The sequence below is a fragment of the Streptomyces sp. NPDC096193 genome (assembly GCF_040302905.1).
Lineage (GTDB): Bacteria > Actinomycetota > Actinomycetes > Streptomycetales > Streptomycetaceae > Streptomyces.
In genome coordinates this window covers 81,560-107,789 of record NZ_JBEOSJ010000025.1, presented here as the reverse complement: position 1 = coordinate 107,789, position 26,230 = coordinate 81,560, and the positions used below count along the sequence as shown (strand labels likewise).

The 26,230-nt window shown below is 70.1% G+C and carries 20 protein-coding genes and 1 pseudogene; 15 read left to right on the top strand and 6 right to left on the bottom strand.

All coding sequences use genetic code 11. The annotated features are described in order from the left end of the window. Nucleotides 1-15: 15 nt before the first annotated feature. The 3 genes from nhaA to ABTX78_RS29155 form a co-directional block, all read right to left on the bottom strand. A complete protein-coding gene (gene nhaA, locus ABTX78_RS29165) occupies nt 16-1,434 on the bottom strand; it encodes a Na+/H+ antiporter NhaA (protein WP_352209757.1) in 1,419 nt (472 codons plus the stop codon). Between the two features lie 236 nt (nt 1,435-1,670). Further along, complete coding sequence (gene acs, locus ABTX78_RS29160) at nt 1,671-3,626, bottom strand: acetate--CoA ligase (protein WP_352209756.1); 1,956 nt, start codon at nt 3,624-3,626, stop codon at nt 1,671-1,673. Nucleotides 3,627-3,823: 197 nt separating this feature from the next. After that, nucleotides 3,824-6,256: a SulP family inorganic anion transporter gene (locus ABTX78_RS29155; protein ID WP_352209755.1), complete on the bottom strand. Its 2,433-nt coding sequence runs from the start codon at nt 6,254-6,256 to the stop codon at nt 3,824-3,826. 285 nt (nt 6,257-6,541) lie between these two features. Between ABTX78_RS29155 and ABTX78_RS29150 the strand changes: the two genes are divergently transcribed. Next, complete coding sequence (locus tag ABTX78_RS29150; protein ID WP_352209754.1) at nt 6,542-7,810, top strand: polysaccharide deacetylase family protein; 1,269 nt, start codon at nt 6,542-6,544, stop codon at nt 7,808-7,810. Here the strand turns inward: ABTX78_RS29150 and ABTX78_RS29145 are convergent. Further along, entirely contained in the window at nt 7,788-8,783 is a 996-nt protein-coding gene (locus ABTX78_RS29145; protein WP_352209753.1) for an ATP-binding protein, read from the bottom strand. The genes ABTX78_RS29150 and ABTX78_RS29145 overlap by 23 nt on opposite strands. A gap of 102 nt (nt 8,784-8,885) precedes the next feature. Between ABTX78_RS29145 and ABTX78_RS29140 the strand changes: the two genes are divergently transcribed. Beyond that, nucleotides 8,886-9,716: a Fic family protein gene (locus ABTX78_RS29140; RefSeq protein ID WP_352209752.1), complete on the top strand. Its 831-nt coding sequence runs from the start codon at nt 8,886-8,888 to the stop codon at nt 9,714-9,716. 426 nt (nt 9,717-10,142) lie between these two features. On the opposite strand, the gene ABTX78_RS29135 is transcribed toward ABTX78_RS29140, so the two are convergent. Next, nucleotides 10,143-11,063, bottom strand: a complete 921-nt coding sequence (locus ABTX78_RS29135; RefSeq protein WP_352209751.1) for an HAD family hydrolase — start codon at nt 11,061-11,063, stop codon at nt 10,143-10,145. A gap of 465 nt (nt 11,064-11,528) precedes the next feature. Here ABTX78_RS29135 and ssd point away from each other — a divergent pair, with 465 nt between their 5' ends. From ssd to ABTX78_RS29100, 7 genes and pseudogenes are all read left to right on the top strand, one after another. Continuing rightward, complete coding sequence (gene ssd, locus ABTX78_RS29130; RefSeq protein WP_352209750.1) at nt 11,529-12,626, top strand: septum site-determining protein Ssd; 1,098 nt, start codon at nt 11,529-11,531, stop codon at nt 12,624-12,626. Then, nucleotides 12,623-13,771, top strand: coding sequence for a TadA family conjugal transfer-associated ATPase (locus tag ABTX78_RS29125; RefSeq protein ID WP_352209749.1), 1,149 nt, complete (start codon nt 12,623-12,625; stop codon nt 13,769-13,771). The genes ssd and ABTX78_RS29125 overlap by 4 nt, the downstream gene beginning before the upstream one ends. A 14-nt stretch (nt 13,772-13,785) precedes the next feature. Next, nucleotides 13,786-14,616 carry a type II secretion system F family protein gene (locus ABTX78_RS29120; protein WP_352209769.1) on the top strand — a complete coding sequence of 277 codons (831 nt, stop codon included), beginning with the start codon at nt 13,786-13,788 and terminating at the stop codon, nt 14,614-14,616. Continuing rightward, nucleotides 14,613-15,383: a type II secretion system F family protein gene (locus ABTX78_RS29115; RefSeq protein WP_352209748.1), complete on the top strand. Its 771-nt coding sequence runs from the start codon at nt 14,613-14,615 to the stop codon at nt 15,381-15,383. The genes ABTX78_RS29120 and ABTX78_RS29115 overlap by 4 nt, the downstream gene beginning before the upstream one ends. A gap of 45 nt (nt 15,384-15,428) precedes the next feature. Next, nucleotides 15,429-15,629 carry a DUF4244 domain-containing protein gene (locus ABTX78_RS29110; protein WP_352209747.1) on the top strand — a complete coding sequence of 67 codons (201 nt, stop codon included), beginning with the start codon at nt 15,429-15,431 and terminating at the stop codon, nt 15,627-15,629. After that, nucleotides 15,616-16,443 carry a TadE family type IV pilus minor pilin gene (locus ABTX78_RS36195; protein WP_502993997.1) on the top strand — a complete coding sequence of 276 codons (828 nt, stop codon included), beginning with the start codon at nt 15,616-15,618 and terminating at the stop codon, nt 16,441-16,443. Before ABTX78_RS29110 ends, ABTX78_RS36195 begins: the two co-directional genes overlap by 14 nt. Continuing rightward, nucleotides 16,440-16,748, top strand: a pseudogene (locus ABTX78_RS29100) (Rv3654c family TadE-like protein); the annotation flags it as partial. The gene ABTX78_RS36195 and the pseudogene ABTX78_RS29100, both read left to right, overlap by 4 nt. Nucleotides 16,749-16,788: 40 nt before the next feature. Here the strand turns inward: ABTX78_RS29100 and ABTX78_RS29095 are convergent. Then, nucleotides 16,789-19,545 (bottom strand): DEAD/DEAH box helicase, encoded by a 2,757-nt coding sequence (locus ABTX78_RS29095; RefSeq protein ID WP_352209746.1) that lies wholly within the window; start codon nt 19,543-19,545, stop codon nt 16,789-16,791. Between the two features lie 78 nt (nt 19,546-19,623). On the opposite strand from ABTX78_RS29095, the gene ABTX78_RS29090 reads away from it, so the two are divergent. The 6 genes from ABTX78_RS29090 to ABTX78_RS29065 all read left to right on the top strand — a co-directional run bounded on the left by ABTX78_RS29090 (nt 19,624) and on the right by ABTX78_RS29065 (nt 26,090). After that, nucleotides 19,624-19,977 (top strand): STAS domain-containing protein, encoded by a 354-nt coding sequence (locus ABTX78_RS29090; protein WP_215097290.1) that lies wholly within the window; start codon nt 19,624-19,626, stop codon nt 19,975-19,977. A gap of 90 nt (nt 19,978-20,067) precedes the next feature. Then, on the top strand, nt 20,068-20,514 hold the full coding sequence (locus ABTX78_RS29085) for an ATP-binding protein (RefSeq protein ID WP_352209745.1): 447 nt from the start codon (nt 20,068-20,070) through the stop codon (nt 20,512-20,514). A 282-nt stretch (nt 20,515-20,796) separates the two neighbouring features. Beyond that, entirely contained in the window at nt 20,797-23,202 is a 2,406-nt protein-coding gene (locus tag ABTX78_RS29080; RefSeq protein ID WP_352209744.1) for a sodium-translocating pyrophosphatase, read from the top strand. A 195-nt stretch (nt 23,203-23,397) separates the two neighbouring features. Continuing rightward, entirely contained in the window at nt 23,398-23,976 is a 579-nt protein-coding gene (locus tag ABTX78_RS29075) for a small secreted protein (RefSeq protein WP_352209743.1), read from the top strand. A 102-nt stretch (nt 23,977-24,078) separates the two neighbouring features. Beyond that, nucleotides 24,079-25,596, top strand: coding sequence for a DUF7059 domain-containing protein (locus ABTX78_RS29070; protein ID WP_352209742.1), 1,518 nt, complete (start codon nt 24,079-24,081; stop codon nt 25,594-25,596). A gap of 296 nt (nt 25,597-25,892) precedes the next feature. After that, nucleotides 25,893-26,090, top strand: a complete 198-nt coding sequence (locus ABTX78_RS29065; RefSeq protein WP_352209741.1) for a hypothetical protein — start codon at nt 25,893-25,895, stop codon at nt 26,088-26,090. Nucleotides 26,091-26,230: the final 140 nt, after the last annotated feature.

Genomic DNA, 26,230 nt, shown 5'->3' with positions numbered 1-26,230 from the left:
GTGGTCCGACTCAGATCATGCCGGACTGTCGCCGTTACCGCGCGACACCCCCGCCGCTTCGGCGTGACGACGGTGTTCGGCGGCCTTCTTCTCGTAGATCTCGGCCATGCGCAAGTGGTAGGCCGGATTGTCCTGTTCGTAGATGTCGGGGATGCCGTCCTGGTCCTCGTCACGCTCCTCCTCGTCGCACAGCGCCCGGTATCTGCGTACCCGCAGTTTGAGCAGTACTCCTGCCAGGACGGCGGCGATCAGGGAGCCGACCAGGACGGCGGCCTTGACCTCGTCGGCGAGCACCGGGTCCTCGGCGAAGGCGAGTTCACCGATCAGCAGCGAGACGGTGAAGCCGATCCCGGCGAGGGAGGCCACCGCGAAGACGTCCGGCCAGGCGAGGTCGTCGTTGAGTTCGGCCCGGGTGAAGCGGGCCGCGAGCCAGGTGCCGCCGAAGATGCCGACCGCCTTGCCGAACACCAGTCCGAGCACGACGCCGAGGGTCTCGGGCCGGGTGAAGACCTCCGTGAGCGAGCCGCCGGAGACCGACACGCCGGCGGCGAACAGTGCGAACAGCGGTACGGCGAGTCCCGCCGACAGCGGGCGCACGATGTGCTCGATCTTCTCGCCGGGGGAGTGCTCCTCCCCGTCGCGCCGGGTGCAGCGGAGCATCAGGCCCATGGCCACACCGGCGATGGTGGCGTGGACGCCGCTGTTGTACATCAGCCCCCAGATGACCAGGGCCAGCGGCACGTACACGTACCAGCCCCGCACACCGTTCCTCAGCAGCAGCCAGAAGACGGCCAGTCCCACCACCGCACCGCCGAGGGCGACGAAGTCGATATCGCTGGTGAAGAAGATCGCGATGATCATGATGGCGAACAGGTCGTCGACGACGGCCAGCGTGAGGAGGAAGGCGCGCAGCGCGGAGGGCAGAGAGGTGCCGATGACCGCGAGGACGGCGAGCGCGAAAGCGATGTCGGTGGCGGTGGGGACGGCCCAGCCGTCGGTGGATCCGCCGGCGGACGTGTTGACGATCAGATACACGGCGGCCGGGGCGGCCATTCCGCACAGCGCGGCGATGACCGGGAGGGCGGCGGCGCGGGGATCACGCAGTTCGCCGGCGACGAGTTCACGCTTGAGTTCGATGCCGGCGACGAAGAAGAAGATCGCGAGAAGGCCGTCGGCGGCCCAGTGCTGGACGGAGAGATCGAGGCCGAGCGAGGCGGGGCCCAGATGGAAGTCCCGTACGGCTTCGTAGCTGTCGCCGAGAGGTGTGTTGGCCCAGATCAGCGCGGTGACGGCGGCGATCAGGAGCAGCACGCCGCCGACGGTCTCGGCTCGCAGCGTGTCCGCCACGTAGGTGCGCTCGGGCAGGGGGAGCAGACCGAGAAATTTACGGGAGCGGGGCGCGGGCACGAGAGGGACCTCCGGTCGGGCGGGCATGGCTCATCACTTGCCGACCAGACTTCCCGGCGCACCTTGGTCTTTCTTGTCGCGTTGTTGACGCGTCCCTCACCTTACCCATATGGCTCCGGGGCGATATGGGGTGAAGTGCACTTCAGGCGCGGAACGGGCACCCGGCGCGCTGTCGCCGGGTGCCCGTCGTGGTGCGGTCCGCGCCGCTCAGTGGTGTGAGGCGCGGTGGTGTGCGCAGAGGTGGCCGGGGGAGAGGTGCGTGATCAGTCCTCGGACGGCGCGCTCGGCAGCTGGGTCTGGATCAGCTCCATGACCGACGAGTCGGTCAGCGTCGTGACATCGCCGAGCTGGCGGTTCTCGGCGACATCACGCAGCAGGCGGCGCATGATCTTGCCCGAACGGGTCTTCGGCAGCTCCGCCACCGGCAGGATCCGCTTCGGCTTGGCGATCGGGCCGAGCACCGAGGCGACGTGGTTGCGCAGCTCGTTGACCAGGCCCTCGTCCACACTCGCCGTACCGCGCAGGATCACGAACGCCGCGATCGCCTGCCCGGTCGTCTCGTCCTTCGCGCCCACGACCGCCGCCTCGGCGACCTTCGGGTGCGAGACCAGAGCCGACTCCACCTCGGTCGTCGAGATGTTGTGGCCGGACACCAGCATCACGTCGTCCACCCGGCCGAGCAGCCAGATATCGCCGTCGTCGTCCTTCTTGGCACCGTCACCGGCGAAGTACTTGCCCTCGAAACGCGACCAGTACGTGTCGATGAACCGCTGGTCGTCGCCCCAGATGGTGCGCAGCATCGACGGCCACGGCTCGGTGAGGACGAGATAGCCGCCACCGCCGTTCGGCACCTCGTTGGCTTCGTCGTCGACGACGGTCGCGGAGATGCCGGGCAGCGCCCGCTGCGCCGATCCGGGCTTGGTCTCGGTGACGCCCGGCAGCGGCGAGATCATCATCGCGCCGGTCTCCGTCTGCCACCAGGTGTCGACGATGGGCGTCTTGCCTGCGCCGATGTTCTCCCGGTACCAGATCCATGCCTCCGGGTTGATCGGCTCGCCGACCGATCCGAGGACACGCAGGCTGGACAGGTCGAACTTGGCGGGGATGTCCTCGCCCCACTTCATGAAGGTGCGGATCGCGGTCGGCGCCGTGTAGAGGATCGTGACGCCGTACTTCTGCACGATCTCCCAGAACCGGCCCTGGTGCGGGGTGTCGGGCGTGCCCTCGTACATCACCTGGGTGGCGCCGTTGGCGAGCGGCCCGTACACGATGTACGAGTGGCCGGTCACCCAGCCGATGTCCGCGGTGCACCAGTAGACGTCCGACTCCGGCTTGAGGTCGAAGACGGCGTTGTGGGTGTACGCGGCCTGGGTCAGGTAGCCGCCGGAGGTGTGCAGGATGCCCTTCGGCTTACCGGTCGTGCCGGAGGTGTAGAGGATGAAGAGCGGGTGCTCCGCGTCGAACGCCTCCGGGATGTGCTCGGCGGACTGGCGGCCGACGATGTCGTGCCACCACACGTCCCGGCCCTCGGTGAAGTCGGTGTCCTGGCCGGTACGCCGCACCACCAGCACATGCTCGACCTGCGGGCACCGGGCGACGGCGTCGTCGATGGCGGGCTTGAGCGCGCTCGGCTTGCCCCGGCGGTAGCCGCCGTCGGAGGTGATGACCAGCTTCGCGTCCGCGTCCTGGATGCGGGAGGCGACGGCGTCGGCGGAGAAACCGCCGAAGACCACCGAGTGCGCGGCACCGATGCGGGCACAGGCCAGCATGGCCACGACGGCCTCGGGGATCATCGGGAGGTAGACGGCGACGCGGTCGCCCTTCTGCACGCCCAGTTCGGTGAGCGCGTTCGCGGCGCGCGAGACCTCGTCCTTGAGCTCCGCGTAGGTGACGGAACGGCTGTCGCCGGGCTCGCCCTCGAAGTGGAGCGCGACACGGTCGCCGTTGCCGGCTTCGACATGACGGTCCACGCAGTTGTACGCGACGTTGAGTTTGCCGTCCGCGAACCACTTCGCGAAGGGCGGGTTGCTCCAGTCGAGGGTCTCGGTCGGCTCGGTGGCCCAAGTCAGCCTCCGTGCCTGCTCGGCCCAGAAGCCAAGCCTGTCCGCCTCGGCCTGCTCGTACGCCTCCGCCGTCACGTTGGCGTGCGCGGCCAGCTCGGTCGGCGGCGCGAACCGCCGCTCTTCCTTGAGCAGGTTGGCCAGGCTTTCGTTGCTCACGACATCTCCCTTTCCCAGGGCGTCCTATGTGCCTATGTGTCCCAGGCCATAGCTCATCAGCCAGATGGCCGGGTGACAAGGGCCTTCCGGAGATTGGTTTAGACCTATGGGCCTGGGGCGCCTGTTGGGCGGCCCCTCCTTCCCGGGCGGCGGGAAGGAGGGGCCATACGTTCTCACGGACGGGGTGGGGGATTGGTTCAGGCGCGCGTCTCGGTCAGCGACGACGGGGTGGGGGCGACCCGGTCGAAGACCGCCTCGACCTCGTGGTCGTCACTGTTGGCGAGGAGATACGCCTGTGCCTCGCCGACATGGAAGTACATGCCGTGCAGCTCCAGCGAACCTTCGGCGATGCGCCGCGCCACGCCCTCGTGGGCCTTCAGATGCTCCAACTGCTGCACCACATTGGTCAGACAGAGCTGCTCCACCGCATCCGCGGGCAGCCGCCCGGAGATCCTCGCCCAGGTGCGATGCCGGCTGCGCATCCGCTCCAGGCTCGGCTGACCGTGCCGCAGCCACCGCCGCAGCGGGGTGCGTCCTCCGTCGTCCGTCGCGCTCAGCAGGGCCTGCATCGCGCCGCAGCCCGAGTGTCCGCAGACCGTGATGGAGCTGACTTTCAGCACGTCCACGGCGTACTCGATGGCGGCCGCTACGGAGTCGTCCCCGCTCTCCTCCCCGGGCAGCGGCACCAGGTTCCCGACATTGCGCACGGTGAACAGATCACCGGGCCCGCTGGCCGTGATCATGCTGGTGACCAGGCGGGAGTCCGCGCAGGTCAGGAAGAGCTGCGAGGGCTGCTGACCCTCGCGGGCCAGCCGGGCCAGTTCATCGCGCACCAGCGGAGCGGTGTTGCGCTGGAAGGAGCTGAGGCCGTGGGCCAGTTGGTGCATCGAGGCGCGCCGGGTGCGGGTGTCGCAGTGGTGATTGCGCCACGGGGTCCAGGGACGGCAACAGCCGTGGGTCTGGGAGGCGGCTTCGCTGATCCGGCCTCCGGCCCGGCCGGTGAACTCCACCGTGCCGCCCTGCGCGACATGGGAGGCCTGCCAGTCGTGCAGCGCCTCGTACGCGGCATGGTCCATGTACGACCCGTCCAGCTCGACCACACAGGGCTCCCCGTGCGGCACCTGGCCCAGCATCCGGCTCAGCCGGGGGACGGCGAGGAAGGTCAACTGCCCGCGTACCCGCACCCGGTGCGAACGCGCATGCTCCTCGCCCTGCTCCTCGACGGTGATACGCGTCCTGGTCAGCCGGTGCAGAGCGACAGCGACCGCCATGGCGATCCCGATCGCGACACCCTCCAGAACTCCGGTGAGGACGACCGCGATCGACGTGGCCGCGTACACCAGCATCTCGCGGTTCTGCCGCACGCTGCGCAGATGGGTGACCTTGACCATCTGGACGCCCACGACCATCACCAGGGCGGCGAGGGCGGCCAGCGGAATCAGATCGAGTACGGGTACGAGCAGCAGCGCCGCGAGCACGATCCACAGACCGTGCAGCATCGTGGAGTTGCGGCTGACGGCGCCGGCGGACACATTCGCCGAACTGCGTACCGCGACTCCGGTGATCGGCAGGCCGCCGAGCGCCCCGGACAGGACGTTGGCAGCGCCCTGACCGGCCAGCTCCCGGTCGAGGTCGGCGCGCGGGATGCGGACGGTGGGCTGTTTGCGGGCGGCCACCAGCTTGTCCACCGCCACGGCGGAGAGCAGTGACTCCACGCTGCCGACGAGGGTGATGGTCAGGACGGCGGCGATGAGGCCCAGCACGGGGCCGTCCGGCAGCGCGGGCAGGGCATGACTGCTCCACGACGGCAGGTCCACCAGCGGCAGGCGCAGCCCGGCGATCACGGCGAGGGTGGTCGCGGCCGCGACGGCGGCGAGGGCAGCAGGGATCTTCCGGACGATCCGGCCCGCAGGCCCGGGGATCCGCGGCCATGCCAGCAGGATGACGACGGTCAGGACGCTCACGGAGAGCGCGGCCGGATGGAGGTCGGCCAACTGTGCGGGCAGCGCACCGACATTGGCGATGGCGGAGCTCTGCGGGGTGCCGCCGAGCACGATGTGCAGTTGTGCCAGGGCGATCGTGACGCCGATGCCTGCGAGCATGCCGTGCACGATCGCGGGGCTGACGGCGAGCGCCGAACGGGCCACGCGCAGAGCGGCAAGGCCGACTTGGGCGAAGCCGGCGACGACGGTGATGGCGCAGGTGACGCGCCAACCGTACTGATGGATCAGATCGGCGGTGACGACGGTCAGGCCGGCGGCGGGCCCGCTGACCTGGAGCGGGGCCCCGCCCAGCCGTCCCGCCACGAGGCCGCCGACGGCGGCCGCCACGAGCCCCGCCTGGAGGGGTGCGCCGGTGGCGAGTGCGATGCCGAGGGAGAGCGGCAGCGCGATCAGGAACACGGCGACCGACGCGGACAGATCGGCACCCGCGATGCGGAAGCGGCGGCCGCCTTCACCGGGCGGGGGCTGGCTGTGCGGACTGTCGGGTCCGGGGGGCGCGGACCCGCCGTCCTGGGCGGATGCGTGGGGCACGGGCTTCTCCCGCGCGGTGCGGGACTTCCTGTTCTTCCGGTACTTCGGCTTCTTGCGAGAAGGGTCGTCGGTGCGAGTGGGGACGCAGGCAGACATGTTTCCCGTCTCCTCCGGGGCAGCGCGGTCGCGGAATGTGGGGACGCGGCCGTGGGTCACGGCGTGCAGTGGCGGGATTCTCAACTCTCGGTAAATGGATCGTAATGGAGAGTAAAGACTGCGGCATTATTTCCGGGGCAAATAGGGCAATCTTTCACCCGTGCCAGTGATTAATCCTTTGAATGCGGCTCGTCGCACCCTCTCCATCGCCACCCCGATGCGACTTTGTCGGCGCCATCGACGCCGGTCGTAAAAACACAAAGTCATACGAAAGAGGGTGGACGGATGAAGGCCGCCACACAGCGGGTCGCCGTCGGCGCAGCCGTCACGGCGCTGATCGCGGGACTCGCGGGCTGCTCCGGCCCCGACGAGAGCGGGCACCAGGGCACGCCCGGTGCCAAGAAGGCTGCCCCTGGCCCCCAGAGCGCGGTGCGCCTGATCGGCGACGGCTCCACGGCCTTCACCGGCGCCCAGCCCGGTCTGCTCGAGCCGGAGCGGATGAAGCCCGGTGAGAAGCCGCCGCAGTTCGTGGTGTTCTCGTGGGACGGGGCGGGGGAGGACAGCCAGAAGCTGTTCTCCCACTTCCGCCGTGTCGCCGAGAAGTACGACGCCACGATGACCTACTTCCTCAGTGGCGTGTACCTCCTGCCGGAGGAGAAGGCGACGATGTACGACCCGCCGCAGCACGCGGCCGGGCGCTCCGACATCGGCTTCAATGACATCGAAGGCATCAAGGACACCGTGCGCGAACTGCGCGGCGCCTGGCTAGAGGGCAACGAGGTGGGCACCCACTTCAACGGCCACTTCTGCGGCAAGGACGGCGGTGTGGGCAACTGGTCCGTCGCCGAGTGGAAGAGCGAACTCAGCCAGGCCAAGTCGTTCGTGAAGAACTGGAAGACCAACGCGGGCCTGAAGAACGAGCCCCCGCTGCCCTTCGACTACGACAAGGAGCTCATCGGCGCCCGCACCCCCTGCCTGGAAGGCCGGAAGAACTTCGTCCGCGCCGCCAGCGAGTTGGGTATGCGCTACGACACCAGCGGGGTCAACGACCAGATCTGGCCCAAGAAGGAGCTCGGTCTGTGGGACCTCTCACTCCAGATGGTCCCGGTCCCCGGCCGTGCCTTCGAGACGCTGGCCATGGACTACAACTTCATGGTCAACCAGTCGGGGACGACCTCGAAGGGCGACCCCTCCAAGCACGAATACTGGGGAAAGCAGATGCGTGACGGCCTGGTCAAGGCCTTCGACCGCGCCTACGAGGGCAACCGTGCCCCATTGATCATCGGCAACCACTTCGAGTCCTGGAACGGCGGCACCTACATGCGCGCCGTCGAGGACACGATCGCCACGGTCTGTGTGAAGAAGGACGTGAGGTGCGTGTCCTTCCGCCAGCTCGCGGACTGGCTGGACGTCCAGGACCCGAAGGTCCTGGAGAAGATGCGCACCCTCAAGGTCGGCCAGAAGCCGAAGAACGGCTGGGCGGCCTTCCTGGCCACCCAGCCCTCCGCCCAGGCCGCACCCGGCGCCAAGGTCAAGCAGGCAGAGCAGCACTGACGTCGGCGGCGTGCTCATGGAGCACGAAGGAGGGGTCGACCTGCGCCGCCAGGTCGGCCCCTGTCTTCGCGTTCCCCCAGCTCTCCGCGTTCTTGAGATGGAAGTGCACCATCTGGCGCGTGTAGCGCTCCCAATCGCGGTTGTCGTACGTGTCCTCCGCGGCGTTCTGCAGTGCCTGGAGGGACATGCGGTTGTCCGCCTCGAGCAGTTCGAAAGGAGACTGCCGGCCCTTCTCCATCCCGCGCACCCAGTCGGAGTGGCCGACGGTGATCAGCAGGTCGTCGCCCACCTCGTCCCGCAGGAAGTCCACATCGTCCGGGCCCTGCACTTTGTTGCCCACGACCTTCAGCTCGATGCCGAAGTCCCGTGCGTACTCCTTGTACTGGCGATAGACGGACACCCCCTTGCGGGTGGGCTCGGCCACCAGGAATGTCATGTCGAAACGGGTGAACATCCCGGACGCGAAGGAATCCGAGCCGGCCGTCATGTCGACCACCACGTAGTCGTCGCGGCCGTCGACGAGGTGATTCAGACAGAGCTCCACCGCGCCGACCTTGGAGTGGTAGCAGGACACCCCGAGGTCCGACTCCGTGAACGGTCCGGTCGCCATCAGCCGGATGTCCCCGTCGTCGAGATGCACGACGCGCGCACAGGCGTCGTAGACGGGGTTGTCCTCGTTCACGCGCAGCAGACGCGAGCCCTCTCCCGGGGGCGTGGTCTTGATCATCGTCTCCGCGGAGGCGATGCGGGGGTTGGAACCCCTCAGGTAGTCCTTGATCAAGGAGAGGTGCGCGCCCATGGCGGGCAGGGCGGCCGCCTCCGCCTCGTCGAGACCGAGCGCGGCCCCCAGATGCTGGTTGATGTCGGCGTCGACGGCCACCACATGGGCCTCATTGGCGGCCAGGTGGCGAATGAACAGCGACGACAGCGTGGTCTTTCCGCTGCCGCCCTTCCCTACGAAAGCGATCTTCATGTTCACCTACCGTAGTGGCTCTATCGCGCGCTGTGGTCGAAGTGCGTGAAGAAGACCACTCCAAGGTGGGGCGTACGCCGATGGCGCGTAGCCTCGCTACTTATGAGTACGAATGCCTCGTCGGTCGACCCCCTTGCCGCCCTCGGCTCCCTGCCGGGTGTCCCCGACGCCGTTGATTCCGTACGCAAGGCGGTCGACCGGGTCTACGGTCACCGGGTCATGCGGCGGCGCAGCACCGAGGTCACCTCGGAGGCGGCGCTGCGCGGCGCGCGTGCTTCGGCGGCGCTCTCCGGCGCCGACTGGGCGCTCGAAGAGGTCCGCAGGCGCACCGACTTCGGCGTCGAGCCGGAGGCGCGAACGGTCGGCGCCGCACTGCGGCTGACCGCCGAGGCGGGGCAACTCCTTTCTGTGTGGCGGCAGTCACCGATCCGAGTGCTGGCCCGGCTGCATCTGGTCGCGGCGAGTGGTGCCGGTGACGACGAGACCGTGGGGCGGCCCCGGCTGGCCGGCGAGCCGGTGGACGAGCCGCTGATCGAGGCGCCGATGCCGGAGGCGGGCGAGGTGAACGGACGGCTGGACGGACTTGCCGAACTGATCATCTCCGGCAGCTCGGCGCCCGCGCTGGTCACCGCCGCCGTCGTGCACGGGGAACTCCTGGCGCTCCGTCCCTTCGGCACCTTCAACGGCCTGGTGGCTCGCACCGCCGAACGGATCGTGCTGATCGGCAGCGGTCTTGATCCCAAGTCGATCTGCCCTGCGGAGGTCGGGCATGCCGAGCAGGGGCGCGCGGCCTATGTCGCGGCCTTCGACGGCTATCGCTCCGGTACCCCCGAGGGCATGGCGGCCTGGATCGCCCATTGCGGGCGGTCCGTGGAGCTGGGTGTCAGGGAGTCCACCGCGGTGTGCGAGGCGCTTCAGCGAGGCGCGGCTTGAGCGCATGAGCGCGGGGCTTGAGCGATCCAGTGCGTGGCTGGAGTGCTTGAGCGGGGCGGGGCTTGAGCGGGGCGGCCTGGGCGGTCCCGGACGCTGCGGCGTCCGTGGGCGCAGGCTCGAAAGGCCCTGAACAGGGTTGCGGCGGTACCGGTATTGGTACCGCCGCTGGCATGTCCACCGAGTTACCAAGCGTCCTCGAGATAGTGCCCATCAGGTCGGGAACTTCTGCCCGTCACCTGGTGCGGCTGGCCCGTAATCGACGGGTCGACGTCGCGTGGGTGCTCAGTTTTCATGCTCGGTCCGTGGGGCCTTCATGCGTTATTGGGTGATCCTCTCGGATGTCCTAGGTCTCGCGGGCCGTTGACTCCTTTTTACTCCTGCCCGCAAGGAAGCGGAAGCCCAAGCTGCGGTTCTTTACTTTTGGGTTCAAATACGGGCGAAGCGTTCTGAGGCGCGGTCGATGACTCGGTCCATCACACCGGCCGCAGCGGCCTGGGCAGCCGCAGCTGCCGCACTCCGGCGTCGGCTGGCGTACCAGACGAGACCGGCGGTGGCGGCCGCCGCACCCACCGCCGCCGCGGCGACGAGGGCGGGGCGCGGCGGCAGGGAGAAAGCGGGGATCCGCTGCTTCAGCCGCACCGGTCGGTTGAAGACAAGAACAGGCCAGCCGCGGCTGACGGCTTCACGCCGCAGCGCCCGGTCGGGGTTCACCGCGTACGGATGGCCGACGGACGACAGCATCGGTACATCGGTGATCGAATCGCTGTAGGCGTAGCAACGGTCGAGGTCGTACCCCTCGGAGGCGGCGAGCTCCTTGACCGCCTCGGCCTTGGTCGGCCCGTAGGCGTAGTACTCCACATCACCGGTGAAGCAGCCGTCGTCACCGACCACCATGCGGGTCGCCACCACCCGGTCCGCACCGAGCAGCTCGCCGATCGGCTCGACCACCTCCGCGCCCGAAGTGGACACGATCACGACGTCGCGGCCGGCGGTGTGGTGTTCCTCGATGAGGGACGCCGCTTCGTCGTAGATGATCGGATCGATCAGGTCGTGGAGGGTCTCCGCGACGATCTCCTTCACCAGCTGCACGTTCCACCCCTTGCAGAGGGCGGACAGGTACTGCCGCATCCGCTCCATCTGGTCGTGGTCGGCGCCGCCGGCGAGAAAAACGAACTGGGCATAGGCGGTCCGCAGTACGGCCCGTCGGTTGATCAGGCCGCCTTGGTAGAAGGACTTGCTGAAGGTCAGCGTCGACGACTTCGCAATGACCGTCTTGTCCAGATCAAAGAAGGCAGCTGCGCGAGGCAAGGAGTGGTTTTCCACGAGCAGAGCATAGGTGCCCGCCATTCGGCGTACGCTCGGGCGTGTGGGTTTGCCTGAGAAGGCTCTCGGGTACACCATGGAAGTCACGGATCGTTCGCGACCGTGCTAACCCGGTCCGGCTCCTCCCCCCCCGAGTCGGCCGGAGAGACGACCCCCGCTCTCCCCCCCGGCGGGGGTCGTCGCATGTCCGGACGCATTTTCGGCTCTCGGACAGAGCTCATGATGATCCTTCTCCCTTCCTGACGGCTTCGTCGGCGGCGGCTTCACACCACTCTGAACCGTCACTGTGCGTAGCGGAAGGGGTGCTCCCGGGAGTCACCGGTATGAGCGACGGGGATATTCACAAGGGGCTAGTTGTCCACAGTTTTTCAGCGAGATCCACACGTTTTTCCAGCGGGCTCCACTGTGATTCCACCCGCGCTCTTCGTGGGTGGCCGGAATCACAGATCTCGTAAGTGAGCGAGATCGAAGTAAGAAGGAGTGGAGATCGTGGCTGGATCCATCACATCGCAGAGGACACCCGGCGCCGAAGGCCGGCGGGACGGGCCCCTGATCGTCACCGAGGACCTCGAACTGCTCGACGATCTGCTGCGGCTGTGCGCGGCCGCCGGGGCCGAACCGGACGTCCACCACTCGGTGCCGGAGCGCGGGGGTGGCTGGGAAGGGGCCCCGCTGGTCCTCGTCGGCGACGACGCGGCGGCTCGCTGCCGGGGCGCCACCCGGCGGCAGGGCGTGCTGCTCGTCGGGCGTGACCAGGACGACCCTGACGTCTGGCGGCGGGCAGTGGAGATCGGCGCCGACTGCGTGTTGCGGCTGCCGGACGCCGAGAGCTGGCTTCTGGACCGGATCGCGGACGTCGTCGAGGGCGTCGGGGAGCAGGCCCTGACCGTCGGCGTCATGGGAGGCCGGGGAGGCGCGGGGGCATCGACGCTCGCTTGTGCGCTGGCCGTGTCCGCCGCCAGGACGGGCCGGCGGACCATGCTCGTCGACGGGGATCCCCTCGGAGGCGGCGTCGATGTGCTGCTCGGCGGGGAGCAGACAGCCGGGAGAAGGTGGCCTGATTTCGCCGCGTCCAAGGGGCGCGTCGCCGGCGGCGCGCTGGAGGAGTCGCTGCCGGAGCTCCACCAGCTCCGGGTTCTGAGCTGGGATCGCGGCGATTCCGTGGTGGTTCCGCCGGAGGCCATGCGCTCCGTTCTTGCCGCGGCCCGCAGGCGGGGCGGTGTGATGGTCGTGGATCTCCCGCGCCGGGTGGACGAAGCCGTGGCGGAGGCGCTGGCCCAGCTGGATCTCGGGCTGTTGGTGGTGCCGGGCGAGCTGCGGGCGGTCGCCGCGGCGAACCGCGTGGCGTCGGCTGTGGGCATGGTGCTCCAGGACCTGCGGGTCGTGGTGCGCGGGCCGTACGCGTCGGGACTGGACGACCAGTGGGTGGCTGACGCGCTGGGCCTGCCTCTCGCCGGTGAACTGCCGCTGGACGCAGGACTGTTCGCAGCCCAGGACCAGGGCGCGCCGCCCGGAGGCGGGCGTGGTCCGCTCTCGCGGTTCTGCGCGGCCTTCTGGGACCGGGCGCTGGCCGGGGGTGCCTCATGAGCACCGGACTGCTGGATGCCGTACGACAGCGGCTCGCGGAGAGCGGAGCCGAGCCCACCCCGGCCAGGGTCGCGGCTGCGCTGCGTGCGCAGGGACGGCTGCTGGGAGACACCGAAGTGCTCGGCGGCACCGAGACATTGCGCTGCGAGCTGGTGGGCACCGGGCCCTTGGAGCCCTTGCTGGCGGATCCGGCCGTGACGGATGTGCTGGTGTCCGCCCCCGACCGGGTGTGGGTGGACCGGGGATGCGGTCTCGAACTCACCGAGGTGACGTTCGCGGACGCCGCATCGGTCCGCAGGCTGGCCCAGCGGCTCGCGGCGGTGGCGGAGCGGCGGCTGGACGACGCCCGGCCGTGGGTCGACGCCCGGCTCCCCGACGGGACGCGGATGCACGCGGTGATCCCGCCGGTGGCGGTCGGTTCGACCTGTCTGGCGCTGCGGGTGGTGCGTCCGCGGGCGTTCTCGGTGGAAGAGCTGGTCGCCGCGAGGACCGTGCCGCCGGGAGGCGACCGGCTGCTGCGGGCCCTGATCGATGCCCGCCTGTCGTTCCTGATCAGCGGAGGCACGGGCACGGGGAAGACCACGCTGCTGTCCAGCCTTCTCGGGCTGGTGGGGGAGCGTGAGCGGATCGTGCTGGCCGAGGACTCGGCCGAGCTGCGGCCCGACCATCCGCACGTGGTGCGGCTCGAATCCCGTACGGCGAACCAGGAGGGCGCGGGCCGGGTCACCTTGCGGGACCTGGTGCGCCAGGCCCTGCGCATGCGACCGGACCGACTGGTGGTGGGGGAGGTCCGTGGGGCGGAGGTCACCGAGTTGCTGGCGGCCTTGAACACCGGACACGAAGGTGGCTGCGGGACTGTCCACGCCAACGCGGCAGCGGATGTGCCGGCCCGGCTGGAGGCGCTCGGCACGGCGGCGGGGCTCGACCGGGCGGCCCTGCACAGCCAGTTGGCCGCAGCGCTCTCAGTGGTGATCCATCTCGTGCGGGACCGCGGCGGGCTGCGGCGGATCGCCGAGGTGCACGTGCTGGAGCGGGACGCCGCGGGTCTGGTGCGGACGGTGCCCGCGTTGCGGTGGGGCGCCGAGGCGTTCGTGTACGACCGGGGCTGGGAGCGGCTGCGGCCGTTGATCGGGGGTGCGGGGTGATCGCGGGCGAGCCGATGTACGCGGCGGCGGTGTGTGTCGGGGCGGCGGCCTGGCTCACGGCCGGCCGGGAGCGGGGGCTGACACGGGCAAAGATGCTCTTCGCCGGCGGAGGGGCGCCGGAGCCGTCGTGGTGGGCGTGGCAACGACTGCTGCCTGTCCTGCGGTTGCGGCGTGAGTGGCTGTGTCTGCCGGTGGCGACGCTGCTGGCCGTGCTGGGGGAGTCGGTGCTGCCGCTGATCGCGGGCGCGGCGGCCGTGCCGCTGGTGAAGAGGCAACTGGCGACCAGGGAGCGGGTGCGGGCGCGGGAGCTACGGGCCGAAGGGGTGATCACTCTGTGCGGCGCGGTGGCAGGGGAACTGCGGGCCGGTATGCAGCCGGGGCAGGCGTTGTTGTTCGGCACGAGGTCCACGGACGCCTTGGGTGCTTCCGAGGGCGCGGTGGTAGCGGCGGCGCGGTTCGGCGGCGATGTACCGCAAGCCCTGCGGGAAGCGGCGTGTGAGCCCGGAGCGGACGGGCTGGCAGGGGTCGCTGCCTGCTGGCGGGTGGCTGTGGACAGCGGCGCGGGCCTGGCGGCGGGCCTCGACCGACTGGAGGCGGCCCTGCGGGCGGAGCGAGACCAACGGGAGGACGTGCGAACTCAGTTGGCGGGTGCTCGGTCGACCATCGGACTGCTGGCACTGCTTCCCGTCGTGGGCCTGGCCATGGGCTCGGCCCTGGGTGCCGATCCGCTGCGGGTGCTGCTCCACACCCCGGCCGGCCTGATGTGTCTGCTCGTCGGCGGGCTGCTGGAGGCGGCCGGACTCTGGTGGGCCGCGCGAATCGTGCGGAAGGGGAAGGGCGCATGACCGCGGACGTTGTCCACAGGCTGGGGGCGGTGATGTGCGTTCTCTCCGCGGCCGCGTTCCTCGGATTCACGGTGGCCGGCCGGCGCCACGAGCGCAGGATGCGCCGACGGATCGAAGAACTGCTGGCTCTGGAACGCGAAAGTAGGCGCCGGTGGCCGAAGGACATGGAGTGGGCGCGACGTTGGGCGGCTCCCCTGAGTGCGCTGCTCACCGGATACGTCCTCGTCGGCGGGTGGGTCGGCGGTGCCGTCGGGCTGGCAGCCGCCTATGGCGTCCGGCGCATCCAACTGAACCGCACATCGGCCCCTGAAGCCGGGGATCAGTGCGATACGCGGCAACTGCCCCTGGCGGCCGACCTGCTGGCCGCGTGCATCTCGGCCGGAGCGGGGCCACGCGAAGCGGCCGAGGCGGTCGGAGAATCACTCGGCGGACCGGTCGGCGAACGGCTCGTACGCGCGGCGGCCGAGCTGCGGCTCGGTTGTGAACCGGCGCGCGCGTGGGGGTCGTTCGCGCAGATACCGGGCGCGGCGGAGCTGGCCCGATGCCTGGAGCGTGCCGACTCCACCGGCGCTCCCGCGGCAGAGCCGGTGTCCCGTCTGGCCGGACGACTGCGGGCCGACCGGTCACGCAAGGCCGCGGCGGAGGGCCACAAGGCACAGGTCATGATCACGGCCCCCGTGGGGCTGTGCTTCCTGCCCGCCTTCCTCGCCGTCGGGGTGGCGCCGGTCGTGATCGGGCTCGCCGACGGACTGCTCAACAGCAACTGACCGAACTGAACGAGATCTCTGGTGGGTCAATCAATGGGGGTTGGCATGTGGAATCCGATGCGGGCTTGGCTGCGCGGAATGGCGCGCAGGATGCGCAAGGACTCGGGAATGACGACATCCGAGTACGCGATGGGGACGATCGCCGCGTGTGCGTTTGCGGCGGTGCTCTACAAGGTCGTCACGAGCGGGACTGTCTCGGGCGCGCTCGAAGCAGTGATCGGAAAAGCGCTCAATGCGCAGTTCTGAGGCCCGGCACGGGAAGTGTGACGGGGGCGACCGCGGATCGGTGACGGCGGAGGCCGCCGTTGCCGTACCGGCCCTGGTGGTGTTCGCGATGGCCTTGGTCTGGGCGCTGATGGCGGCCTCAGCGCAGATCCAGTGCGTGGACGCCGCACGGGCCGGGGCACGGGCGGCGGCCCGGTCCGAACCGCCAGCGGCAGCGATGGCCGCGGCCCGCTCGGCGGCTCCGGGCGGCGCGCGGGTCACGGTGGGACGGGCCGGCGATCTGTGGCGGGTGCGCGTGGAGGCCGCGGCACCGGGACCGGGAGCGCTCGGGTTGACGCTCAGCGCGGAGGCGACGGCGTTCGCGGAGGACGCGGTGGGTGGTGGTCCCGGCTCTGATCCGGCACCGGGTGAGGCCGCGGAGCCGGCTGCCGGTTCGGGCGCGGGTGGTGACTCGGCCTCCAACCCGGCGGCGGCTGACGCGTCGGACGCGGCTCCGGAGCCGGACTGGGCCGTTCGCGCGGGTCCAGCCGCTGCATCGGGCGGGGGCTTCGCTCCGGCCGCAGCGGTGGTCTTCGGCTCGAACGCCCATGCCCCCGCCCGCGCCGGCTCGGGCGGGCCTGCGGCTCGGGCCCCGGTCCCGGCCCCAGCCCCGCAACAGGTCGCTCGCCAGGCGCCAGCCCCAGCCCCGCAACAGGTCGCTCGTGAGGGCCCGGGCATCAGTTCCGCCCCCGGCGGGCCTCCGGCCCCCGCCGCGGTCGCTCGCGCGGGCCCGGCCTTCGTTTCGGTGGCACCGGTCCCGGCCCCGCTCGGCGTTCCCGAGGAGGACGTCCCATGAGCGCGGCTCGCGGCTGGCGGTCCCGAGGAGGACGTCCCATGAGCGCGGCTCGCGACCGAGGTTCTGCCACCGTCTGGGTCGCCATGGCCGCCACCGTGCTGTGCGTCGTGTTCGCCGCCGTGCTGGCCATGGGGCAGGCCGTCGTGGCCCGGCATCGGGCGGGCTCGGCGGCAGATCTGGCGGCGCTGGCCGCGGCGGACCATGCCCTACAAGGAGCCGGCCCCGCCTGCGACAAGGCCGCCACGGTGGCCCGGGCGCAGGGCGCGGGCGTGGTGCGATGCGCCGTTCAGGGGGAGATCGCGGAGGTGACCGCGCAGGTCCGCTTCGGACCGTACGGCCCGACGGTCAGGGCGAGGGCCGGTCCTCCGGAAGCGGCCACTCCGGTGCAGGTGCCTCAGCCATCTCCCGCGGCACACCCGGGGCAGGCGCCTCGGGCACCTCACGAGGCCCACCCGGTGCGGGCGCTTCAGCTGCCCGACGAGGGGCGGAGGAGCTCCTCTGAGGCACTTGGGGCCGCGAGCCCTGGTCCGGCCCCTCCCCGGGCCGCTGGGCACCCTCCCGGCCCGGCTCCGCGCCCTCCCGGGTCGGCTCCGCAGCCGCACCGTCCCGGCCCGACTCCGGAGCCTCCTGCGCCGCACCATCCGCCGCCGCCCCCTCCGGCGCCCCCCTGAGCAGTTCCGTGAGCAGGCGGACAGCGCCGCGCTTGTGGAGTGGGTCGTTGCCGTTGCCGCACTTGGGGGACTGGATGCAGGACGGGCAGCCCGCCTCGCACTCGCAGGAGGCGATCGCCTCACGCGTGGCGGTGAGCCACTCGCGGGCGGTGTGGAAGGCTCGCTCGGCGAAGCCGGCGCCTCCTGGGTGGCCGTCGTACACGAAGACCGTCGGCAGCAGGGTGTCCGGATGGAGCGGCACGGAGACCCCGCCGATGTCCCAGCGGTCGCAGGTGGCGAACAGCGGCAACATCCCGATCGAGGCGTGCTCCGCGGCGTGCAGGGCCCCACCGAGCTGTTCCGGATTCACCCGCGCCGCGTCCAGTTGGTCCTCGGTGACCGTCCACCACACGGCCCGGGTGCGCAGGGTGCGCGGCGGCAGGTCGAGTTTGGTCTCGCCGAGCACCTCACCGGTGATCAGTTTCCGGCGCAGGAAGGAGACGACCTGATTGGTGACCTCGACGGAGCCGTAGCAGAGGCGGCCGGTGCCCCACGGGATCTCGATGTCGGTCTCCAGCACGGAGACGGAGGTGGTGTCGCGTGCGGTCGTGGAATACGGGGGGTTCGCCTCCTCCACGAGGGCGGCGGAGTCCTCCAGGTCCAGGTGCTTCACCAGGTACGTACGGCCCTGGTGGAGGTGGACGGCTCCGTCGTGGACGGCGGAGTGCGCGGCGGACTCGTCGACCGTGCCCAGCAGCCGTCCGGTGGCCGCCTCGACGATCTGGACCGGGCGGCCGCCCTCGCCCCGGATGTCGGTGAGGTCGGCGGCGCGCTCCCGTCGCGTCCAGTGCCAGCCGGAGGACCTGCGGCGCAGCAGCCGGGCGGATTCCAGCTGGGGCATCAGTTCGCCGGTCGCTGGGCCGAACAGTTCCAGGTCGGCCTCCGTGAGGGGCAGCTCGGCGGCTGCCGCGCACAGGTGGGGGGCGAGGACGTAGGGATTGTCGGGATCGAGGACGGTGGACTCCACGGGCTGGTGGAACAGCGCCTCGGGGTGGTGGACGAGGAACGTGTCCAGCGGGTCGTCGCGTGCGACGAGAACGGCCAGAGCGCCCTGGCCGGACCGCCCGGCCCGGCCGGCCTGCTGCCACAGCGACGCCCGGGTCCCCGGGTAGCCGGCGATGACGACGGCGTCCAGACCGGACACGTCGACACCCAGCTCCAGTGCCGTGGTGGCGGCGAGCCCCAGCAGCTCGCCGGAGTGCAGCGCCCGCTCCAGGGCGCGGCGCTCCTCCGGGAGGTAGCCGCCGCGGTAGGCGGCGACCCGCTGGGGCAGGGAGCGGTCCACCTCGGCCAGGCGTTCCTTGGTGATCACGGAGATCAGCTCGGCGCCGCGCCGGGAGCGTACGAAGGCGACCGTGCGGACGCCCTGCACGGTCAGATCGGTGAGGAGGTCGGCGGTCTCGGCGGTGGCGGTGCGCCGGACGGGTGCGCCTTTCTCTCCGTGGAGCTCGGTGAGCGGAGGCTCCCAGAGGGCGAAGACGAGCTCGCCGCGCGGGGAGGCGTCGTCGGAGACCTCCTGGACCGGCAGGCCGGTGAGCCGGCCGGCGGCCACGGACGGTTCCGCCGCGGTGGCGGAGGCGAGGAGGAAGACCGGATTCGCACCGTAGCGGGCGCACAGCCGGCGAAGGCGGCGCAGTACCTGGGCGACGTGGGAGCCGAAGACTCCCCGGTAGGTGTGGCACTCGTCGATCACGACATAGCGCAGAGAGCGCAGGAAGGAGGCCCAGCGGGGGTGGGAGGGAAGTATCCCGCGATGGAGCATGTCCGGGTTGGTGAGCACGTAGGTGGCGTACTGCCGGACCCACTCGCGTTCCTCGACGGGTGTGTCGCCGTCGTAGACGGCCGGGCGCACCCGATGGCCCAATGGCGCCGCGAGTTCTTTCACGGCCCGGCACTGGTCGGCGGCGAGGGCCTTGGTGGGGGCGAGGTAGAGGGCCGTGGCGCCGCGGCCGTTCGGGGCCTCGGACCCGTCGAGCTGGGCGCTCAGCACCGGCGCGAGGTAAGCCAGCGACTTGCCCGAGGCGGTGCCGGTGGCGATCACCACCGACTCGCCGTCCAGGGCGTACTCGGCGGCGGCTGCCTGGTGGGCCCAGGGATGCTCGATGCCGGACTGCTGAATGGCGTTGATCACTTCCGGCCGGATGCGGTCGGGCCAGACGGCATGGCGGCCGGGCCTTGGGGGCAAGTGCTCCGTATGAGTGATGCGCGCAGCCCGGTTCGCCCCTGCGGTGAGCCGGTCGAGGACCGTACCGGGGGAGGGGCGGGTGTCCCCGCTCTCGGGAGGTCGTCTGGGACGGAGATTCTTGGCCATCGGCACCGAGTGTGTCACCGGCGTGGCGGACAATGGTCTCAAGGCGTCGTGCATGGCTGCTGGTAAGTGATTGAATGCCATCGCGGCTGGCGACCGTCCTCCGGCTCCGCCGGGGAGACCTGCTGGGCGGCCGCTCGATAGCAAGGTGCTGGAGGATCCGTGGACCTGTCCCTGTCGACTCGCAATGTGTCCGGCCCTGGTGGCGACCGTACGGTCGTCGAGGTCGGTGGCGAGATTGATGTGTATACCGCGCCCAAGCTGCGCGAGCAGTTGGTCGAGTTGGTGAACGATGGCAACTACCACCTGGTTGTCGACATGGAGGGCGTGGACTTTCTCGACTCCACCGGGCTCGGAGTGCTGGTGGGCGGCCTGAAGCGCGTGCGCGCGCATGAGGGGTCGCTGCGCCTGGTCTGCAACCAGGAGCGCATTCTCAAGATCTTCCGGATCACAGGCCTGACCAAGGTGTTCCCCATCCACACCACGGTCGAGGAAGCGGTTGCGGCGACCGACTGACGGTCGGCGGACACGCCGGAAGAAGTGAGGGGTACCGGGCATCCAGCCCGGGCCTCTGAGATGCACGCCCGTACGTCCGAGGGGGAGCACATGGCCACCGTCGAGCTTCGATTCAGTGCCCAGCCCGAGCATGTCAGGACCGCCCGGTTGGTGGCTGCTGCCGTGGCGCGCAGGGCGGGGGTCGACGAGGCCGTGCTGGACGAGGTCCGGCTCGCGGTCGGCGAGGCATGCAGTCGTGCTGTCGGACTGCACCGCAGTCATGGCATCACCAAGCCCGTCACCGTGGTGCTCGCCGAGGAGGAGAAGACTTTCTCCATCGAGGTCATCGACGAGGTTCCGAGCGCGGGGGCGAACGGCTCACATGCCGTTCCCGGCGCGCGAGGCGGCTCCGACGAGGATGCCGACGCCGACGACGAGGACGAGATGGGTCTCGCCGTCATCAGCGGCCTCGTGGACGACATGGAGGTCAGTTCCACCGATCAGGGGGGCGTGATCCGGATGAGTTGGCCGTCGGCGCCGGTCTCCGTCCTGCCCTGACGCGGTACGACGATCAGAGGTTCCGGTCCGCCGGTCCCTTGATCGTCAACCGTCATGATCGTGAAAAGAGGTCCTGCTGAGCAGGGCCTCTTTTCTTTTTTCTAGATCATTGATCAAGGGTCAATGGTTTTGCCCCATTACCTCTTTCGGTGGGATTTTCGGAACCGGATCATTTGCTGAGTAGCAACTGAAGGTCAAATCCAGTTGTCGCGCTCTGTTTTGATCAGGTTCCGCTCCCTACAATCCGTCCACATCTTGAGCTCTGAGCGTCAAGGAGGACGAATGGCGGGGCTCGTCAACCCAGAACTGACCAACCACCCCACTTCCCTTGCAGCCGCAGTACTGACAGACGACAACCGGGTGATCGTTATTGTCATCGCCGTCGTGGCGTTGGCAGCACTCGTCGTCGCCCAGCTGCTGGTGCGCCAGGTACTGGCCGCCGGCGAGGGCACCGATTCCATGAAGAAGATCGCGGCAGCGGTCCAGGAAGGCGCGAATGCCTACCTGGCCCGGCAGTTGCGCACCCTCGGCATCTTCGCCGTCGTGGTGTTCTTCCTGCTTTTGCTTCTTCCGGCCGACGACTGGTCACAGCGAGCAGGACGCTCGGTGTTCTTCCTGGTGGGTGCGCTTTTCTCGGCGGCCACCGGATACATCGGCATGCGTCTTGCCGTACGGGCCAATGTGCGCGTGGCGGCGGCCGCGCGTGAAGCGACACCGGCCGAAGGCGAGCCCGAAAAGGATCTGACGGCCGTCTCGCACAAGGCCATGAAGATCGCTTTCCGGACGGGAGGCGTGGTCGGCATGTTCACGGTGGGCCTCGGCCTGCTCGGTGCCTCCTGCGTCGTACTCGTCTACGCAGCCGACGCCCCCAAGGTCCTGGAGGGCTTCGGACTCGGCGCCGCACTGATCGCCATGTTCATGCGTGTCGGCGGCGGCATCTTCACCAAGGCGGCCGACGTCGGCGCCGACCTCGTCGGCAAGGTCGAGCAGGGCATCCCGGAGGATGACCCGCGCAATGCCGCGACCATCGCCGACAACGTGGGCGACAACGTCGGCGACTGCGCCGGCATGGCCGCCGACCTCTTCGAGTCGTACGCGGTCACGCTCGTCGCGGCGCTCATCCTCGGAAAGGCGGCCTTCGGCGACGCCGGACTCGCTTTTCCGCTGATCGTTCCGGCGATCGGCGTGGTCACCGCGATGATCGGTATCTTCGCGGTCGCCCCGCGGCGCGCCGATCGCAGCGGGATGACCGCCATCAACCGCGGATTCTTCATCTCCGCGCTGATCTCGCTCGCTCTCGTGGCCGTCGCGGTCTACGTCTATCTGCCGTCGTCCTACGCCAAGTTGGACGGCGTCACCGAGGCCGCGATCCGTTCGCACGGCGGGGACCCCCGGGTCCTCGCGGTCGTGGCCGTCGCCATCGGCATCGTGCTGGCCGCTCTGATCCAGCAGCTGACCGGGTACTTCACCGAGACCACCCGGCGTCCCGTGAAGGACATCGGCAAGTCCTCGCTGACCGGGCCCGCGACCGTCATCCTGGCCGGCATCTCCATCGGTCTGGAGTCCGCCGTCTACACGGCGCTGCTGATCGGCCTGGGCGTGTACGGGGCGTTCCTGCTCGGCGGCACGTCGATCATGCTCGCCCTCTTCGCGGTCGCGCTTGCCGGTACCGGCCTGCTCACGACCGTCGGCGTCATCGTCGCCATGGACACCTTCGGTCCCGTCTCCGACAACGCCCAGGGCATCGCCGAGATGTCCGGCGACGTCACGGGGGCCGGCGCGCAGGTGCTCACCGACCTGGACGCCGTGGGCAACACCACCAAGGCCATCACCAAGGGCATCGCCATCGCCACCGCCGTACTCGCGGCGGCCGCGCTCTTCGGCTCGTATCGCGACGCCATCGCGACCGCGGCCAGGGACGTCGGCGCGAAACTCGGCGACGGCGCTCCGATGAACCTCGTGATGGACATCTCCCAGCCCAACAACCTGGTGGGACTCGTCCTCGGTGCTGCGGTCGTCTTCCTCTTCTCGGGGCTCGCGATCAACGCGGTCTCCCGGTCGGCGGGAGCGGTGGTCTACGAGGTGCGGCGGCAGTTCCGTGAGCACCCCGGGATCATGGATTACACCGAGAAGCCGGAGTACGGGCGCGTCGTCGACATCTGCACCAAGGACGCGCTGCGTGAGCTGACCACCCCGGGCCTGCTCGCGGTGCTGACCCCCATCGCGGTCGGGTTCTCGCTCGGTGTCGGCGCTCTCGGCTCGTTCCTCGCGGGCGCGATCGGCACCGGCACCCTGATGGCCGTCTTCCTCGCCAACTCCGGTGGTGCGTGGGACAACGCAAAGAAGCTCGTCGAGGACGGTCATCACGGCGGCAAGGGCAGTGAGGCCCATGCCGCGACCGTCATCGGCGACACCGTCGGCGACCCGTTCAAGGACACCGCCGGTCCTGCCATCAACCCGTTGCTGAAGGTCATGAACCTGGTGGCACTGCTCATCGCACCCGCGGTGGTCCAGTTCAGCTACGGGGACGACGCGAGTGCCGGGATCCGGGCGGTGATCGCGGTTCTCGCGATCCTCGTCATCGTCGGCGCCGTCTACATCTCCAAGCGGCGAGGCATCGCCGTCGGGGACGACCCGGGGACGGCGGAGCGGAGTTCGAAGTCACCCGATCCCGCGGTGGTTTCGTAGTACCGGTCACATCGACGGGCGGGCGGCGCGCAGTGGCGTGCTGCCCGCCCGTTCGCCTTCAGCTCGTCCGCCGTGAGCCTTCTCTCTCTGGTGCAAATAGTGGCAAAAGCATACGAACCGGACGCAAGGCTCGCGAATGTCGAGCACGTGCCGTGTATGTTCCGGGGCCGAGAAGCCTTGGAAGGGACCAAACCGGTGAACAAGAAGCTTGCGGCCGCACTGTCCGGCGGTGCGGTGCTCGTACTCGCGCTGTCGGGATGCTCCGGCGAAAGCGACGCGGAGAAATTCTCGGTTGACGACTGGGCCAAGAAGTACTGCGACCAGGCGCAGCCGCAGATCAAGAAGCAGTTCGACGCGGAACAGCTCATCCGCTCGACCGCCTCGGACGGCAAGCCCGCCGACATCCAGGCCGCCGACTCGAAGGCCTTCCAGGACCTCGCGGATGTGAACAAGGCACTGGCGACGGCGTTCAGGGGCGCCGGGACGCCGCCCGTCGAGGCCGGTGAGCAGCTCGTGAAGGACGCCGCCGCCGAACTCGACGCCAACTCCAAGTCCTACCTCGATCTGAAGAAGCAGATCGACGCGCTGAACGCCAAGGACCAGCAGAAGTTCGCGGACGGCCTCCAGCCCGTCGCCGCCGGCCTGGAGAAGATCGAGAAGAACCAGACCGCGCGGAACAAGCTGCGGAAGGCGGAGACCGGCAACGCCATGGCGAAGCAGCCGGGCTGCAAGCCGCTGAAGGCGCCCGCCCCGTCCGGCGGTTCGGCCGCCTGAGCCACAACCCCGTCCCTCCCGGCAGCTCCCGGCTGAGCCGCCGCGCCTCGCCCGTGCGGGCCGGGGGCGGCGGTTGTCGGTGGCGGCCGCCACAATGGACGGGTGAGTACGACCAGCGTTGCCCCAGGCCTGCCCTCGCCCGACCGTGCGCTCCGGCTGCGCGAGGCGCTGCTGGCCCGCGCCTTCACCGTCGACGGGTTGCTCGACCTCCTCGGCGCGTCCGCCTACGCCGCGCTCGCCCGCAGCGAGACCGTCCCCGCGCTCCGAGCCACCCGCGGGGACGGCGATCTGGCCGCGTTGGTGCGGCTGTTCCTGCTGCAACGGCCCGTGGCGTACGAACGGGCCCTCGCCGCCCTGCCACTGGAGGAGTGCCTCGCCGACGGCTGGGTGGTGCGTGAGGGCGACGACGTCCGTGCCACCGTCGACGTGCGGCCCTACGGCGGGCCCGACGGGCAGGACTGGTTCGTCGTCTCCGACCTCGGGTGCGCGGTCGGTGGCGCGGGCGGAGCGGCCGGCCGGGCCGAGGAAGTCGTCCTCGGTGTCGGTGGCGCGTCCACCACGCTGGCCGGCATCACGGTCCGTACGCCGGTGTCCTCCGCCCTGGACCTCGGCACCGGCTCCGGCATCCAGGCGTTGCACGCCGCCCAGCACGCCACCCGCGTCACGGCCACCGACCTGAACCCGCGCGCACTGCACTTCACGCGGCTCACGCTCGCCCTCTCCGCGGCCCCCGAGGCCGATCTGCGGGAGGGATCGCTCTTCGAGCCGGTGGGCGACGACACGTACGACCTGATCGTGTCGAACCCGCCCTTCGTCATCTCTCCCGGCGCGCGGCTGACCTACCGCGACGGCGGGATGGGCGGGGACGATCTGTGCCGCTCGCTCGTCCAGCAGGCGGGGGAGAGGCTGAACGACGGGGGTTACGCCCACTTCCTCGCCAACTGGCAGCACGTGGAGGGTGAGGAGTGGCAGCAGCGGCTGCGCTCCTGGGTGCCGCGCGGGTGTGACGCCTGGATCGTGCAGCGCGAGGTGCAGGACGTCACGCAGTACGCCGAGCTGTGGCTGCGCGACAGCGGTGACCACCGCGGCGCCCCCGAGAAGTACGCCGAGCTGTACGAGGCATGGCTCGACGAGTTCGAGGCGCGGAAGACCCAGGCGATCGGCTTCGGCTGGATCACGCTCCACAAGTCCGGATCCGCCGTCCCCTCGGTCGTCACCGAGGAGTGGCCGCACCCTGTGGAGCAGCCGCTCGGTGCGACGGTGCGGGCGCACTTCGACCGCCAGGACTACCTGCGGACGCACGACGATGCGGCCCTCCTCGCCGACCACTTCACGCTCGCTCGGGAAGTCGTCCAGGAGCAGGTCGGTCTGCCGGGAGCGGAGGACCCCGAGCATGTGGTGCTGCGCCAGCATCGCGGGATGCGGCGGGCCACCAAGGTCGACACCGTGGGAGCCGGGTTCGCCGGGGCCTGCGACGGCACACTGAGCGCCGGACGGATCCTCGACGCGATCGCCCAGCTGATCGAGGAGGACCCGGTGCTGCTGCGGGACCGCACACCGCAGGCGCTGCGGCTGCTGGTGGAGGAGGGCTTCCTGGAACCGGTGCCGCCGGCCGTCTGACGGGAGCCGGTGCCCACACGAGCGTGCGCCGTCCCCCATCTGACGGGAGCCGGTGCCCACACGAGCGCGCGCCGTCCGGTCGCCTGACGCGAACCCGCGCCGCCGGCCGCCCCGCCCGACGGCCGAAAGCGGACTTCCCGGCCGCACCATGAGGTGAAATCGGCCAATGCCACCGGCCGGGTGAACCCACGCCGCGTTCACCCGGAATTCGCCCCACTGACTCCCGGAGGTGCCAGCCTCGGCGTTCGGGAGCGACGCCGCACCGGTTCGGCGTCAGGGAAGGGCAGGGCACGGATATGGAGAATGGGCCGGCGATCTTCGCCGGGGCGGCGTTCGCACTGTTCGGAGCCGGGCTCCTGGTGTGGACGGGAATGCGTGTGACGCACCGCGCACCGGTCGCCCACGGAGTGAGTCCCGCCACGGCAGTCACCCTCGCAACGCTCTTCGGGGCCCTCTTCCTGGCCCTCGGGGCCTGGTGCTTCGGCCGCGTCTGACCGGGAACCCCTGACGACCTCGTGCCGGTCCGGGCGGCAGGAATGGCCGGAGTCGGGTTACCGTTCGAGTGGCCGTTGCGGGCTTTTGCCGTTTGACACGGGGGCGGGTTGTACCGTCACACTCCGCAGCGACAGCAGCG

Excerpts from the sequence above, each read along its gene's own strand:
- ABTX78_RS29135 (WP_352209751.1), bottom strand. The coding sequence starts at position 11,063 with ATGGCGGGCACCTATGCTCTGCTCGTGGAAAACCACTCCTTGCCTCGC.
- ABTX78_RS29095 (WP_352209746.1), bottom strand. The coding sequence starts at position 19,545 with ATGGCATTCAATCACTTACCAGCAGCCATGCACGACGCCTTGAGACCA.
- ABTX78_RS29125 (WP_352209749.1), top strand. The coding sequence starts at position 12,623 with ATGAGCACCGGACTGCTGGATGCCGTACGACAGCGGCTCGCGGAGAGC.
- ABTX78_RS29080 (WP_352209744.1), top strand. The coding sequence starts at position 20,797 with ATGGCGGGGCTCGTCAACCCAGAACTGACCAACCACCCCACTTCCCTT.
- ABTX78_RS29120 (WP_352209769.1), top strand. The coding sequence starts at position 13,786 with ATGTACGCGGCGGCGGTGTGTGTCGGGGCGGCGGCCTGGCTCACGGCC.
- ABTX78_RS29115 (WP_352209748.1), top strand. The coding sequence starts at position 14,613 with ATGACCGCGGACGTTGTCCACAGGCTGGGGGCGGTGATGTGCGTTCTC.
- ABTX78_RS29150 (WP_352209754.1), top strand. The coding sequence starts at position 6,542 with ATGAAGGCCGCCACACAGCGGGTCGCCGTCGGCGCAGCCGTCACGGCG.
- ABTX78_RS29110 (WP_352209747.1), top strand. The coding sequence starts at position 15,429 with ATGTGGAATCCGATGCGGGCTTGGCTGCGCGGAATGGCGCGCAGGATG.
- ABTX78_RS29145 (WP_352209753.1), bottom strand. The coding sequence starts at position 8,783 with ATGAAGATCGCTTTCGTAGGGAAGGGCGGCAGCGGAAAGACCACGCTG.
- ABTX78_RS29155 (WP_352209755.1), bottom strand. The coding sequence starts at position 6,256 with ATGTCTGCCTGCGTCCCCACTCGCACCGACGACCCTTCTCGCAAGAAG.
- nhaA (WP_352209757.1), bottom strand. The coding sequence starts at position 1,434 with ATGCCCGCCCGACCGGAGGTCCCTCTCGTGCCCGCGCCCCGCTCCCGT.
- ABTX78_RS36195 (WP_502993997.1), top strand. The coding sequence starts at position 15,616 with ATGCGCAGTTCTGAGGCCCGGCACGGGAAGTGTGACGGGGGCGACCGC.
- ABTX78_RS29085 (WP_352209745.1), top strand. The coding sequence starts at position 20,068 with ATGGCCACCGTCGAGCTTCGATTCAGTGCCCAGCCCGAGCATGTCAGG.
- ABTX78_RS29065 (WP_352209741.1), top strand. The coding sequence starts at position 25,893 with ATGGAGAATGGGCCGGCGATCTTCGCCGGGGCGGCGTTCGCACTGTTC.
- ABTX78_RS29140 (WP_352209752.1), top strand. The coding sequence starts at position 8,886 with ATGAGTACGAATGCCTCGTCGGTCGACCCCCTTGCCGCCCTCGGCTCC.